Origin of the sequence: Stieleria tagensis (genome assembly GCF_024129865.1) — a bacterium.
Lineage (GTDB): Bacteria > Planctomycetota > Planctomycetia > Pirellulales > Pirellulaceae > Stieleria > Stieleria tagensis.
This window is the reverse complement of sequence record NZ_JAMYFE010000047.1, coordinates 16,170-30,272: the sequence shown is the minus strand read 5'-3', so window position 1 is coordinate 30,272 and position 14,103 is coordinate 16,170. Positions and strand designations below refer to the sequence as shown.

At 58.0% G+C, this 14,103-nt stretch carries 10 protein-coding genes; 6 read left to right on the top strand and 4 right to left on the bottom strand.

Annotated features, from left to right (window positions below):
- Positions 1-244: 244 nt before the first annotated feature.
- The gene (locus NHH03_RS11460; protein WP_253156166.1) at positions 245-1,591 is read right to left on the bottom strand and encodes a leucine-rich repeat domain-containing protein; all 1,347 of its coding nucleotides are present in this window, start codon (positions 1,589-1,591) and stop codon (positions 245-247) included.
- Between the two features lie 394 nt (positions 1,592-1,985).
- Here NHH03_RS11460 and NHH03_RS11455 point away from each other — a divergent pair, with 394 nt between their 5' ends.
- On the top strand, positions 1,986-3,395 hold the full coding sequence (locus NHH03_RS11455; protein WP_253156164.1) for a Gfo/Idh/MocA family protein: 1,410 nt from the start codon (positions 1,986-1,988) through the stop codon (positions 3,393-3,395).
- A 607-nt stretch (positions 3,396-4,002) separates the two neighbouring features.
- Here NHH03_RS11455 and NHH03_RS11450 read toward each other — a convergent pair.
- Positions 4,003-4,557: a hypothetical protein gene (locus tag NHH03_RS11450; RefSeq protein WP_253156163.1), complete on the bottom strand. Its 555-nt coding sequence runs from the start codon at positions 4,555-4,557 to the stop codon at positions 4,003-4,005.
- A gap of 192 nt (positions 4,558-4,749) precedes the next feature.
- Between NHH03_RS11450 and NHH03_RS11445 the strand changes: the two genes are divergently transcribed.
- The 4 genes from NHH03_RS11445 (at position 4,750) to NHH03_RS11430 (ending at position 8,823) form a co-directional block, all read left to right on the top strand.
- Positions 4,750-5,196 carry a hypothetical protein gene (locus NHH03_RS11445; RefSeq protein ID WP_253156162.1) on the top strand — a complete coding sequence of 149 codons (447 nt, stop codon included), beginning with the start codon at positions 4,750-4,752 and terminating at the stop codon, positions 5,194-5,196.
- Between the two features lie 232 nt (positions 5,197-5,428).
- Complete coding sequence (locus tag NHH03_RS11440; RefSeq protein ID WP_253156161.1) at positions 5,429-6,400, top strand: serine O-acetyltransferase; 972 nt, start codon at positions 5,429-5,431, stop codon at positions 6,398-6,400.
- A gap of 134 nt (positions 6,401-6,534) precedes the next feature.
- The gene (locus NHH03_RS11435; RefSeq protein ID WP_315861448.1) at positions 6,535-7,677 is read left to right on the top strand and encodes an iron-containing alcohol dehydrogenase; all 1,143 of its coding nucleotides are present in this window, start codon (positions 6,535-6,537) and stop codon (positions 7,675-7,677) included.
- A gap of 117 nt (positions 7,678-7,794) precedes the next feature.
- Positions 7,795-8,823, top strand: coding sequence for a type II secretion system F family protein (locus tag NHH03_RS11430; protein ID WP_253156159.1), 1,029 nt, complete (start codon positions 7,795-7,797; stop codon positions 8,821-8,823).
- A gap of 122 nt (positions 8,824-8,945) precedes the next feature.
- Here NHH03_RS11430 and NHH03_RS11425 read toward each other — a convergent pair whose 3' ends face one another.
- A complete protein-coding gene (locus NHH03_RS11425) occupies positions 8,946-11,480 on the bottom strand; it encodes a transglutaminase TgpA family protein (protein WP_253156158.1) in 2,535 nt (844 codons plus the stop codon).
- The gene (locus NHH03_RS11420) at positions 11,467-12,780 is read right to left on the bottom strand and encodes a DUF58 domain-containing protein (protein ID WP_253156157.1); all 1,314 of its coding nucleotides are present in this window, start codon (positions 12,778-12,780) and stop codon (positions 11,467-11,469) included. Before NHH03_RS11420 ends, NHH03_RS11425 begins: the two co-directional genes overlap by 14 nt.
- A 115-nt stretch (positions 12,781-12,895) precedes the next feature.
- On the opposite strand from NHH03_RS11420, the gene lhgO reads away from it, so the two are divergent.
- The gene (gene lhgO, locus NHH03_RS11415) at positions 12,896-14,101 is read left to right on the top strand and encodes an L-2-hydroxyglutarate oxidase (protein ID WP_253156156.1); all 1,206 of its coding nucleotides are present in this window, start codon (positions 12,896-12,898) and stop codon (positions 14,099-14,101) included.
- The last annotated feature ends 2 nt before the right edge of the window (positions 14,102-14,103 follow it).

Sequence of the window (14,103 nt, the reverse complement as noted above, 5' to 3'; positions counted from 1 at the left end):
AAGGTGTCGGGTTGCTCGATTTGAACTGCGGTAGAGTACGAGCGACCGAAGCAACGACAGGAGGTCGTTGCAATCTTCGAGCATGCTGACCCGATCGAAGGTCTTGGCGCTGGTCGGGGCGTCTTTACGCCAACGGCGTAGAGCAACACCCCGGGCGGTTGGCCAAATAACTCGCTGAATCGTGTGCACTCCAGCGTTGGATGGCGCGTGCAGATTTGCGAGTCTGGCTGGTGTCGAGGGAGGATTAGTTCTCGTACTCGACGATCTTTAGGTTCTCGTTTTGGTCTTCCAGGGCACCCAAACCACTCGATCCGATTTGCGTGTTGGCGACGTTAATGGTTTTCAGATTGGGAAGTTTTCCCAGCTCGGCAAAACCGTCGTCGGTCAATTGGTAGATCCCGCCAACGTTTAGGTTTTCCAGTTTTTGGAACTTCAAAAGCGTTGGGATCGATTCGTCGCTGATGTTGGTCGCTTTGAGATCCAATTCCACCAGGTTGACCAAGCCGCCCAAGGCGTTCAGGGCGTCGTCATCCAGTTTGGTTTCCCAGAAACCCAGGTAGGTCAATCCGGTCGCGGCGCCCAGTTGCTTGATGCCGTCGGGGGAAATCAGGCGGCATTCGCCCAAGTCCAGGTAGGTCAGTTTCGGGAACTTGGCGATGACGGCCAGCCCTTCGTCGTCGATCGAAGTGTCGCGCAGTTCCATGCGAGCCATTTCGTTGGCACCGGCCAGATGCTTGATGCCTTCGCCAGTCACATCACAACCGCGGATACGAAGCCGTTTTAGTTTCTTCAGGTTCGCCAGCGAGGGCATGCCCTCGTCGCTGATCTTGGTGTAATCCAGTTGGATTTGTTCCAGGGTCGGGATCTTCGCAAACACTTCCAGGGTCGCATCGCTGAGCGAGGTGCAGTAATTGGCATTGAATGACTTCAGCGGCAATCCGGCCAATTCTTTGACGCCTGCATCGGTGACCTTGGATTTTTCCAGTTGAGCGTCTTGCAGCGATTTCAGTTTCGCAATCGCCTTCATGCCTCCGTTGCCGATGTTGGTGTTGCGCAAATCGATGGCACGCAGTTTTTGCAGCGGGCTCAATTTTTCCAATCCTTCATCGGTCACGCCGACGCGGCGCAGTGACAGCACTTGCAGTCCCGGGAGCTTAGCCACGACGTCCAGAGTCTTGTCCGTGATTGCCGAATCGGTGAAATCCAAGCGTTGCAATTGTTTCAGCTCGCTCAGGATTTCCAGTCCTTTGTCGTCGATGCCGGGGCCGGTGAAGCGGGCTTGGGTCACCGAGGGAACACCGGCCAGGTGGCGATAGGTCTCGCTGACATCGGCGTCGCTGGCGATGGCGACCGAGGTGACGGTGCCGTCAGCGGATTTTTCGATCAAGTAACCGGCGTCTTCCAGCGCGGCGACCGCGGTGGCGTCGTCTTTGGGTGCCGCCGGCGGGGCCGGCTGTTTGACAGGTGCACTGGATTCGGCCGTTGCGTCGGCAGGCGGGGCGGGGCGTTTGAAATCACAACCACCCAGACCGGCGCACAACGTCGATGCGGCCAGGGAGTGAACAGCGAATTGGCGAACGGTCAATTTCATGAATCTAATGGCCGGCGGTAGGGTTTGCAGGGAATTCAATGCACAGAGGCTTTCAACACAACAATGTGACAAACGACGGCCGAATTGACAACAAAGCCGTCGCAACGTCGACAAAACGCAGCCGCTGGATTCCGGGGCGCGTCGGAAACCGTGTTCGCCCCAACCGCCCGGATCGAGTGGGCGGTTTCTTGGCCACCCCTCTGAGAGCCGGTTTTTGTGGATTTCACGTCGATTGTTGTTGCCTAGTGGACTAGCGGTTATCCTTAGGGGCCCGCTAAGTCTCTTAAAATGCGCATTCGGCAAGGTCGGTGAGAATAGATTTCACCGCTCGGATGTCGCTATCGGGCCTCCGAATCCTTCCAGTCCTACTACTTCCGCGTAAGGAAATCATTGCATGAGTAAACAGACCACCCGTCGTAGTTTTTTGGGTCGTAGTGCAGCAGCCGGTGCTGTCGGCGTCGGCTATTGGGCTGGTACCAGTCCCGTCTTGAAAGCTCAAGAATCGGCACTGCAGGGTCTGAGCGCAGCCTGTATCGGTGTCGGTGGAAAGGGCGGCAGCGACACCAGCCACATCGCCGAACAAGGCGTCAACATCGTTGGCCTGTGCGATTGTGATGGCGACACGTTGAACAAGAAAAGCCGCGAATTCAAAAGCGCCGAAAAGTTCGACGACTATCGCGAGATGCTGGACAAGATCGCTGACAAAGTCGACATCGTCACCGTCAGCACGCCCGATCACAATCACGCCGCAGCCGCCGTTCGCGCGATGCGGATGAAGAAGCACATCTATTGTCAAAAACCGTTGACTTGGTCGATCAGTGAAGCGCGGCTGATGCGCGAGACCGCCGAGGAAATGGGCGTTGTCACCCAGATGGGCAACCAAGGTACCAGCGAAGATGGGCTGCGTACCGCCGTCGAAATCATTCAAAGTGGTGCGATCGGCGACGTCGCAGAAGTCCACGTTTGGTCCAACCGCCCGGTCTGGCCACAAGGCCAAGGTCGTCCCGAGGGCAGCGATCCGATTCCCGACGGATTGAACTGGGACGCCTGGATCGGCCCGGCACCGATGCGCCCGTTCAAGAAAGGCGTCTACCACTCGTTCAATTGGCGCGGCTGGGTGGATTTCGGTACCGGAGCCCTGGGCGACATGGCATGCCATACCACCAACATGCCGGTGATGGCGCTGAAACTGTGGGACCCGATTGCGGTCACCGCGATCAAGAACCCCGGTATCTTCGAAGGCGAAACCTTCCCCGCCAGTAGCTCGCTGTTGTTCGAATTCCCCGAGCGAGAAGGATTGCCGGCTTGCAAGTTCCATTGGTACGACGGCGGTGAACTGCCACGCGAAGACCTGATCGCACAGTTGCCCAAATCGTTCCAAGAAAACATTGCCAAGCAGCGCAGTGGCGGTCGCAAGACCAGCGGTGCCTTGGTGGTCGGCAGCAAAGGCCTGTTGTTCTCGGAAAATGATTACGGCGCCAAGTTCGTGTTGTTGCCCGAAGAGAACTACAAGGATTACCAAAATCCGGAACAGACTCTGCCACGAATCCCGTTCAAGTCTGGTGGCGATCAACGACAAAAATGGGAATTCGTCAGCACCGTCAAAGGTGAATACGAGCCCGGCACGATGTCAAACTTTGGCTACGCCGGCCGTCTGACCGAAACCATCTTGGTCGGCAACTTGGCGCTGCGTGCGGGTGAAGGTCAACGGATCGAGTGGGACGCCAAGAAGCTGTCCAGCCCGAACGTTCCCGCCGTCAACGAGTTCGTCTCCCGCGAATACCGCAGCGGTTGGGAACTGTAGTCCGACCCAGCGGAACACGTTGACTCGCCGGGTTCGATGAGCCCGGCGATCTGCTGGTGAGCGTTGAATGAATCATCCCGTAGCTGATCCCACCAGGGTTCAGTCGGTCGATGCAGTAGGGGAGTCTGAACCGTGGCCGGTCCAGCTACGGTTGCGGGGCGCGTGTCGTAGCTGATCCCGCCAGGGTTCAGTCGGTCGATGGAAATAGGGGAGTCTGAACCGTGGCCGGTCCAGCTACGGTTGCGGGGCGCGTGTCGTAGCTGATCCCGCCAGGGTTCAGTCGGTTGATGGAGCAGGGGCGTCTGAACCGTGGCCGGTCCAGCTACGGTTGCGGGGCAAGTGTCGTAGCTGATCCCGCCAGGGTTCAGTCGGTCGATGGAGATAGGGGCGTCTGAACCGTGGCCGGTCCAGCTACGGTTGCGGGGCAAGTGTCGTAGCTGATCCCGCCAGGGTTCAGTCGGTTGATGGAGATAAGGGCGTCTGAACCGTGGCCGGTCCAGCTACGGTTACGGGGCAAGTGTCGTAGCTGATCCCGCCAGGGTTCAGTCGGTCGATGGAGATAGGGGCGTCTGAACCGTGGCCGGTCCAGCTACGGTTGCGGGGCGCGTTAGCGGATTCTTGAATCGGATACTGCGCGGGCGGCGGTTTCGCCGTTGCGGGCGACGATTTCTTTGATCATCGGCACCGCGACGCCTCGTTTGGCCGCTTCGACACGCAGCGCGCGCTCGAACACTGGCAAGGGGAAATAGGGGCTTTTACGCCTGGCATAGCGTTCCAGCGCGATCAATAACCGTCGCTCCAACTTGCCTTCTTCGACCAATTTGACAATCTCGGCGACGTAGCTGCGTTGATCGGTGCTGGTCGCTCGCAAACGGTTGACCAGGTATTCGGCCAGCGAAGGCTGTTTGGACTGCGCCGCGGTCGGGGACAGCGCGACGGGGATTTGCGCCCTGACAAACTGGCGGACTCCGGCTAGTGGTAGCAACACGGCGAACGCGAAGACGGTCAATCGAAAGGTCTGGCTCATCATCTTGGCAAGGGGCTGTGAGGAAGCATCGGAGTCTCCATGCGGTACCAACTTTGCGGCCACCGCGACAATCCCGGTTTCGTTGAGACCCGTTGCTAGCAACGGTTGGGTAATTTGCGGAGTCTGTTCAGCCACGAATTCAAAACCCTTGTATCGGTCGCACTGATTGTGTGTACCGAATCAATCAGGGCGCCGATGGTAAGCGTGTGCCAGTTATTCCCGCTATCGGGTTTCACGGTCTGATCGTTCGACGAATGCGTCGTGACGGTTTCGAGTCCGCAATTCTGGTCAAACAATTCAGTGAACGATGCCCAAAAGGATTCGGCGATGAACCGTTGGTTATGGATAGGATCGTTAGCCGGTTTGCTGGTCGTCAGCACCGGATGTCTGCGTCATCAAACGCGTGGCAATTGCTCGACAGGCACCTGTAATTCAGGCGCCTGCAATAGTGGGACCTGCCAGTCCGGAGCCTGCGGCGACGCAAGCTGTGGCGGTGGCAAGGGATTGCTGGGCAAGATGAACGTCGGTGGCTGCAATTCCTGCGGCGGCGGCTGTCGTAAAGGTTGTGTCGCCGGTCCGATCGGCTGGCAGCAAGGCGGCCACGACTACAGTTCGCACCTCGGCCCAGGTTTCATGGGGCACAATGCCGGCGCGGCATTGAATGCACGGCCGGTCAATCCCGGTCCGCCAACCGGCCAAGTGGCTTACCCTTACTACACCGTTCGCGGCCCGCGTGATTTCCTGTTGAATGATCCGCCGTCGATCGGACGCTAAAGGTCGCGCATCGTCGATGACGATCGGTTGCCGGCAATCTGTCGCCGGCCTCGGTGAGGCCGGAGAGATTGATGGACCGGGCTCGAAGAGCCCGGCTACAGGTGCCGTCGTTGACCTTTGTGAGACCTGGCGAATCGCTTCACCGGCTAGCCAGGTCTTGGCGGCACGATAGGATGAGTGAGACATTTGGAAGCCAGAAACCGTCTTTCCCCGACGCACGCGAGAATTTGTTGTGGCATCTGACGTTCGCTTGAAAGAGCAATTGCCGCGGCTAACCGACCGCATCGTGGCGACTTACACGGCTGACGACGCAATCAACCATTTGGGGCATTGCGCGTTGCCGAGCTACGAAGCGATCATTGAGATCCTGTTGGATCTGAAAGACATTTTGTATCCCGGCTATCGTCGCAAGGTCGGGTTGCATGCCGGTAACATTGCCTATCATGTGGGCAGCACGGTGGATTCGCTGCACGATCAGCTGACCACCCAAATCGCTCGTGCCCTGCGTCACGAAGACCGGGTGCGGAACAATCACAACGATTGCGAAAGCGACACAGATTTCGAGGCCAAGGGCCAGGCGATGGCGATCGAATTGCTCGAACGCGTCCCCCAGTTGCGGCGGACGTTGGCCACCGATGTGCAAGCGGCCTACGATGGCGATCCGGCCTGCCAAACGACCGACGAAGTCGTGTTCTGTTATCCGGGAATCGAAGCGATCACGGTCTATCGGATCGCTCACGAGTTGGTCCGGTTGGAGGTGCCCTTCATCCCCAGGATGATGTGTGAATGGGCGCACAAACAGACAGGGATCGACATTCATCCCGGCGCCACAATCGGTGACTACTTTTTCATCGACCACGGCACGGGGGTGGTGATCGGCGAGACCTGCCAGATCGGTGCTCATGTCAAGCTTTACCAAGGTGTCACGCTGGGCGCATTGAGTTTCAAAACCGATGACAGCGGGGCACTGATCCGTGGCCAGAAACGGCACCCGACGATCGAAGACCGGGTGGTGGTTTACGCCAACGCGACCATTTTGGGCGGCAGGACCGTGATCGGCCACGATTCGGTGATCGGATCAAGTGTTTGGATCACAAAAAGCGTTTCGCCGCTGACAACGGTGGTGCTGGAGCAACCGTCGCTGCGAGTCCGCGATGGCAAGGGCGACGCTCCGTTGGTCGAGCATTCAAATTATCAGATTTAGCGTTGGCGGCTGAGCGGTACAAAACGCCATCTTCCAATGGGCCAAGGATTGCCGATCGGCTAAAATGATCGGCTCCGCTTGGCCACGCCTCCGCCCGCCCCGTAACCGCCCGGTTGCTTCTATCGATGCCCACATTGTCACCGTTTGATGCTGTCAGCCGCACACGAATCGTTTTCGGCGACGGCGTGTTTGCCCGCCTGGGCGAACTCGCCAGCTCGTTTCGCCCACGCTGTGTGTTGGTGGTCAGTGACGCCGGATTGATCGATGCCGGTCATTTCGGCGCCGCGTCGGACATTTTGCAGGCTGCCGGATTGCACGTCGAATCGTTCCACGATTTTGCCGAAAATCCGACTTCGGCCATGGTCGACGCCGGTGTCACCAAAGCAGCGGAGGTCCAGCCGGACCTATTGATTGGACTCGGCGGCGGTAGCAGCATGGATTGCTGCAAAGGGATCAATTTCGTCTACAGCGGCGGCGGGACGATCCACGACTATCACGGCGTCGGCAAAGCGACTGCGGAGATGTTGCCGATGATTGCTGTTCCCACGACCAGCGGCACCGGCAGCGAGACTCAGTCGTTTGCGTTGATCAGCGATGCCGAGACGCACGTCAAAATGGCCTGCGGTGACCCCAAGGCGGCTTGCAAGATCGCGTTGTTGGATCCGCAACTGACACTGACCCAGCCGAGACGCGTCACTGCGTTGACCGGGATCGACGCGATTTCACACGCGATCGAAACCTATGTCAGTAATCGCCGCAACCCGATGTCGACCACCTACAGCCGCCGCGCCTTCGGAATGCTGGCCGCCGGATTCTCGCGCGTGTTGGCGGCACCGGATGACGTTGATGCCCGCGGTCAAATGCAGTTGGGCGCCTGTTTCGCTGGGATGGCGATCGAAACATCCATGTTGGGCGCCGCCCATGCCACCGCAAATCCATTGACCGCGCGGCACGACATCACGCATGGCCAAGCCGTCGGATTGATGCTGCCCGCGGTGATTCGTTTAAATGGTCAACGCCATGCCGATTGGTATGCCGAACTCTTGCGCGAAGTCGATCCGAGCGTGACCGAATCGGACGCTCCCGAGCGGTTGGCGTGCATGGTCACGCATTGGTTGGAGGAGGCCGGGCTGGCGACCAGTTTGAACGCCTTGTCCATTCCTGCGAGCGGCATCGAGAGTTTTGTCGAAGAAGCGCTGCAACAATGGACCGGAACCTTTAATCCGGTACCGTTGGACAAAACCAACGCCGAGATGCTGTATCGTTCGGTCGCCTAAAACTGTCGGGCCCAGGCGGTTACAATCCGTGCACGTTGATCGCGAGAACGTGCGCGGTCCTGTGATTTTTGACCTGTCGATTTCTGTTCTGGGCGACTGCGGATGTTTTCTCAACGAATGAGTCTCTCAGCTGCAGCGGGATTTTCACGGCGAATGGGGACCGGGCTGCGCGCCGGCGCCGACATCCTGAGATTGCTGAAATCTGAATCCAAGTATGGTTCAAACCAGCAGCGCGAGGCCATTTCGCATCTGTTGACCAGCATCAACGAAGGGTTCTCGTTGACCGATGCGATGAAGCAGCGGCCCAAGTTCTTTCCGGGATTGATGATCTCGTTGACCCGCGTCGGCGAGGACACCGGAAAACTCGAACGCACCTTTCTGACGCTTGCCGAACATTACGAACAGCAGGTGCAACTGCGGCGGCAATTTATGTCCTCGATCAGTTGGCCAGCCATTCAAATGTTTTTGGGGTTGGGCGTGATCTCGTTGTTTATCTACCTGCTGGGCATTCTGCAACCGGCCAGTGGCGGGCAGATGGCCGACATGTTGGGGTTCGGGCTGCGGGGCGGAACAGGCGTCTTGATCTTTTGGTCATACATCGCCGCCGTGGCAGCGATTTTCGTTGCGCTGTACGTGGCCTATCAGCGAAACCTGGGCGGAGTGCAGAATTTGATCCCGCTGCTGTATTTGATTCCCAAGTTCGGTCCGGCGCTGCAAACGATCACGCTGTCCCGATTCACGCGCACGCTGGCGTTGTCCTTGGGGGCCGGACTGGATCCGATTCGCAGCGTCAAACTCAGTTTGGACAGTACCGATAGCGAGTATTATCGCAGCGGGGGTGAAATCTTTGAAACCGCGATTCGCGACCGCGGAGACACCTTGGCGGGCGGACTAAGGTCGACTTCGTTGTTTCCGGAAACCTTTTTACAACTGGTCGAAGTCGCCGAGCTATCCGGTACCGAAAGCGAATCGATTGATCACCTGTGCACGGAGTACGAAGAGCGGGCGAAAATGGCAATGCGGACATTGTCGGGCATCGCGACATCGGTCGTCTGGTTGATCACTGCGGGAACATTGGTGTTCCTAATCATTCGCATGGCGATGAATATCTTTGGTGCCTACGGGCTGGCGGCGTCACCGATTTAACTTTTGAAGCCAGCGATTTTCATCACAACCCGACGCGTGAGCGAGGGATTTTGGGTGTTGACGGGATCCCTCGCTGACGCTTCGGGTTACCAAAAAACAATGCCCCACGCGCAAACGCAACTTCAATAGTTTTCACTCGGGTGAACGGATCCGCTGGCCAGTTGTTGATCGACGTCTGCGGTCAACCCATCGAGCGCGCTGCGCAGGTGTTCTGCGTCGTTGCTGGCGAAACTGCCATAGCGCTGTTGTTGGAAGGCCGTGGTCAATTCTGCCAGGATGGGATAGCTGGATTCAGCGCGGCGGCACAGTTCAGCGGGCGTTTCATCCGCTTGCCGCTCGATGCCGACCCGTTCGAGTTGGCGCAGGGTTTCTCGGTAGAAATCCAGCGTCGGTTGTTGGCGGACGAGTTTCGTGTGTGGTGTGCGCGCGAATGAAAACCACTTGCGGAAACGGATCTGTGACAACAGGACCAGAACCAGGATTCCACCGATCACCGCGGCAATCATTCTGAGCGGCAATTGATCACGCAGACTCATGCTGCCGCCGCCGAGTCGCCCCGAGCGGATTTCAGCGAGTTTCTGTTCCAAACGCTCAAAGAGACTTCGATAGGAGGTTTGGACATCGCCCAGTCCGGTCGCTTGGACCAGTTCTTCGGATTGGCGTTCGGCGTCCATTTCAACGACATAGTCTTCCCAGATGTTGTTGGCCATGTCCATCAATCCATCGACACCGGTGTTGTTGCCGTCGTCCAATTCGCTGACGCCGGGCGTCGGATCCAACCGTATCCAATAGCGATCGGACGGGCGCTGGCCGGCGACCACCGAACGGTCGGGTAATTCACGGGCGTCGATCAGGGCTTCGACCCAGGAATGGGCATGTTGCTGGCGAGCGATGTAGTAGCCACCGATTCGGTTAAATTCCTCGGTCCGATAGCCAACGACCAGACGGCACGGAATTCCGACGCTACGTAACATCAACGCCAGCGCTGATGCAAAGTACTGGCAGTGACCGCGGTGATCGACAGCCAAAAATTGTTCAATCGGATCCACGTTATCGATCGGCGTGGCATCCAACTTCAACGTGTAATGGAACCGGGGATCGGTTGCCAGAAAGGATTCCATTGCACGTGCGATTTTCACCGGCGATCGCTGTTTGAGCCCCAAATCATCGAGCACTTGCTCGGCCAACCGCGCCGCGGTCGGCACCCGCAGGCGATCGAATTGCAGCAAGTCCTGCATGTAGTTTGGCCGCAGCGCCGTCGGGGGCGGTGCGAAGAACGACCGCAGGTTCATCCCGTTGGGACTGGACATTCGCCGCATTTCCGGTTGATGCGCGATCCATCCTGTTTGCACGCCTCGGTGAAAGGCATGAGTCCCAAATTCATATCGCAGTTTGGGAAAGGGAGGGGCGCTAGATGCCCTGGCCAAGGTCCAGTCACCGGCCGCATGAATGACATCGAACGCGTCGCCGGATGCGTAGTAGGGCGCGATCGAAAACAACGCCGGGCGACTCATCGATTCGCATGTCAATTTCACATGTACATCGTCATACGAATTCAAATGCGACGAACGACGTGGTTGATAGGCGGGGGGCAGTGGTCGCTGGCGCTGATTGAGCGACGGGCGATCCAGGGAGACCCATCTGGCGACCGGCCGATGGCCTGCGAAATTGACTTCGTAGTGTTCCAGGACTTTGCCGCGCAGGTACAGGCTGTCGGCGATTTGATAGGGCTGGCCGGTGGACGCGTCGGTCAATTCGACTTTCAATGCCGTTTTGGGATTCTGCATCACTTGGCCCAACTGCTCGAGCTGGATTTTGTCATCAAATCCCACGAGTGCCGGCCCGCCCGAGCGACCTCGTGCGGCGTCGACTTTACGCGGCAGGACGTAAAAGAAAGCTGTGGCGACCAACAGAACCGCCGGCGTGAGCGTCAACACGGCAAACCGTGACCATGGCCGAGCCGATCGGTAAAGTGCAAGCGCTGATTCGGGAGATGTCATCCGAACCATTCCCTGCTGCTGCAGGTCTTGGTCGGTTTGTCCGGCCAGCATCCGCAACAACCGACCGATCCGGGTGGTCGGTGTCGCAGCGACCTGCGGGGCATCTGTCACATTGATGTGTTCCATGATCGCCACCAATCCCAACAGGCTGAGCGCGCTGCCGCCGATGAGCGCAATCGGGATCATCAGCAAGCCGAAATTGATCGCATCGTTGAAGATTGCTGCGACGACCAATTCCAGCAAGCAGAACACCGCCAGCTGTTCCAAGATTCGCCGTGATTTGTGCTGCATCATCAACACGCCTTGCACCAACACCAACAGCAGCGCGACGGAAATCATCTGAGGTTCGCCACGCATCTGCAGCCCCCAGAAATCACGCACACAGTACGCGGCGGCGCCGCCCATCGCCAAATATGCACCAATCGGTGGCAATTCAAAAACTCGTAACCAATCGACGAACACGAACCCAAACGCAGCCATGAAGATCGCCAACAACGCGATGCCTTCGGTGCCCTGGCCGGATGCCAACACCATTCCTCCGGCCGCTGAGAGCAACGCGAATTGGAATTCCAGTCGCAGTCGCACCGCCGGCAGACGCATCAATTCGGATTCCACCGATTGGGAGCGGGGAGCGGTAGATGATTCAGTGACTGACACGCGTGGCCTCAGCAATGTCCCGATGATCGATCGGCCGAACGTCCTCGTCGTGCAGAAAACGTTGTACCAGCGGCGAATTCAGATTCAACCAAGCCAAGCGATTGGCCCGATGGAAATGACGCCAAAAGGCGCGTCCCTGTTGTTCGATGGAAGCGATGCCGCTGCGGCCACTGGCATTGAGACCGGGTTTCATCCCCTGTCCGACGACATCAGCGAATGGACGACAACTGACGACTACCAAATCGTAGCGTCGCAGACGCGCAGCAGATTCAACGACCGCTGTCGACAGTGAATCCGCTGAATCATCATCCGACGACGAAGGAACAATCGTCAAACGTTCCAATAACCCGGAGACATCATTGCCCTGGGACTGGCCGGCCCAGGTGTCACGCCGGCCGTCGGCCACCAACAATGCCACCGAATGGGTTTGGGTAGAAAGTTCACACAACACCGTGGTGGCAAATTCGAGGACCGATTCAAGATCGCGTCTGCCGGCGCCATTTGCGCCGCAATAGGCATCGACCACGACACAGATCTGATGACGATTGCGCTGTTCGAACTGACGCACCGCGGGACCGCCGATTCGGGCCGAGGTCCGCCAATGAATGTGTTTGACATGATCACCGGATTGCCAAGGACGCAGTCCGAAAAATTCACCATCCTGGCTGTTTCCACCGGTCGAACGGTTGCCGTCGCCGCCCCGCCGTGGCGGCAGCAGCGTTTGCCAACCGCGTCGCAGTTCCAACCGTCGCGGGTAAATGTAAACCCGGTCCGACCCATTAGGCGACAACCGTTCGCAGCTAAGCAGACTGAATGGAAACGAGGTGGATGCGATCAGGGGCCCCAACTGGTAGACCCCTCGTTGGCTGAATCGGCAAATGATCGATGTGCCAGCAATCTGACCGGCCGGGACACTGCCCACGCTGGCAATCATCGGCACCTGTTGGTGTGACGCGGTTGATGTTGTCAGCGGCAACACGTTGGTCACACTGTCTTCGACGCGAATCATCCACAATGGCAACCAGCGGCTCGCATTGCGTATTTCATAGCGGATCGACAACGGGTGTCCGGCAAAGGTCCCGCCGCTGGGCAGACGTCGCAACCGAGTTCTGCGAATCGCCGATCGCCCCTGCCGCCACTGGACGATGACCACACCCACCAATAATCCAGCCAATACCAGCAACAGATTGAATCCACGCAGCGATCCACCGATCATTGCGAACAGGGCGACAAACAGAAAGTGAAACCCCAACCGTGTCAGCCGATAGCGATACAGAGGTTTGGATTGACGTGCAGCCATCGGTGCTTTTCTAGAAGAGGTTTATCCGCAACTATAGTACCACAACCACGCTGCAATTCGTGGTGTTCGTCCACCATTGTGCTCCGCCCCATTTTTGTTCTCCACCAAAATCACGATGCCGCAATCCTCCGATCATGCCGACCTGATCATCGTCGGCGGCGGAATCGTCGGACTGGCAACCGCCTGGCGGTTCCAGCAACGGATGCCGGACTGCTCGGTCGCGGTGGTGGAGGCGGAAAAGCAGGTCGCCCGCCACCAGAGTGGTCACAATTCCGGTGTGTTGCACAGCGGAATCTACTACAAACCAGGGTCACAAAAGGCGATCAATTGTCGAACCGGCAAAGCCGCGATGGAAGCGTTTTGTGACGAGCACCAAATTCCCTGGCAACGTTGTGGCAAAGTGGTGGTGGCAACGGACCACAGGGAACTGGACTCATTGGATCGCATCGCCGACCGCGCCAACCAAAACGGCGTGCAGGTCCAGCGACTGGACAGCGATCAATTGCGACAGCGAGAACCCAACGCTGCTGGGATCGCCGCATTGTTGGTGCCGGAAACCGGGATCGTCGATTACGCGGTGGTTTGCCAGCGACTGGCGCAGCGGATCACCGATGGAGGCGGCAAAATGCATTTCGGTGCGCGGATCACCTCCATCGAGTCCCGGCCGCAATCGATCCGATTGCAATCGCGCGACGGCCAAGTCTTTCACGGCGGCAAAATGATCAATTGCGGTGGTTTGCACAGTGACCGTTTATGCCGGATGAGCGGGGTCACACCCGACGTGCAAATTGTGCCGTTTCGTGGTGAGTACTACGAACTCGCGCCGCAGCGGCAATCCTTGGTCAAACACTTGATTTATCCGGTACCCGATCCATCGTTTCCGTTTCTGGGAGTGCATTTCACTCGGATGATCGGTGGCGGTGTTGAATGTGGCCCCAACGCGGTGCTGGCATTCGCCCGCGAGGGATACGATTGGAAAACGATTCGTTTGAAAGATGTCGCGCAAACCTTTCGCTATGGTGGGTTCCGCAGACTGGCGCTGCGGCATTGGAAAGCCGGCTTGGGGGAAATGCATCGCTCGCTGCGCAAGCCCGCGTTTGTCAAAGCGTTACAAAAGCTTCTGCCGACGCTACAAGAATCTGATTTGGTGCCCGGCCGAGCGGGCGTCCGTGCTCAAGCAGTGTCCAATAACGGGACCTTGATCGACGATTTTTTAATCCAGTCCAGTCAATCGGCGATTCACGTTCTAAATGCACCTTCGCCGGCGGCAACCGCTTCGTTGGCGATTGCCGACACCATCATTGATCAAATCGAGCGATAGTC

What these genes read in the sequence shown, in the direction of transcription:
- NHH03_RS11455 (WP_253156164.1), top strand. Translation starts at nt 1,986, where the DNA reads ATGAGTAAACAGACCACCCGTCGTAGTTTTTTGGGTCGTAGTGCAGCA.
- NHH03_RS11445 (WP_253156162.1), top strand. Translation starts at nt 4,750, where the DNA reads ATGAACCGTTGGTTATGGATAGGATCGTTAGCCGGTTTGCTGGTCGTC.
- NHH03_RS11420 (WP_253156157.1), bottom strand. Translation starts at nt 12,780, where the DNA reads ATGGCTGCACGTCAATCCAAACCTCTGTATCGCTATCGGCTGACACGG.
- NHH03_RS11460 (WP_253156166.1), bottom strand. Translation starts at nt 1,591, where the DNA reads ATGAAATTGACCGTTCGCCAATTCGCTGTTCACTCCCTGGCCGCATCG.
- lhgO (WP_253156156.1), top strand. Translation starts at nt 12,896, where the DNA reads ATGCCGCAATCCTCCGATCATGCCGACCTGATCATCGTCGGCGGCGGA.
- NHH03_RS11430 (WP_253156159.1), top strand. Translation starts at nt 7,795, where the DNA reads ATGAGTCTCTCAGCTGCAGCGGGATTTTCACGGCGAATGGGGACCGGG.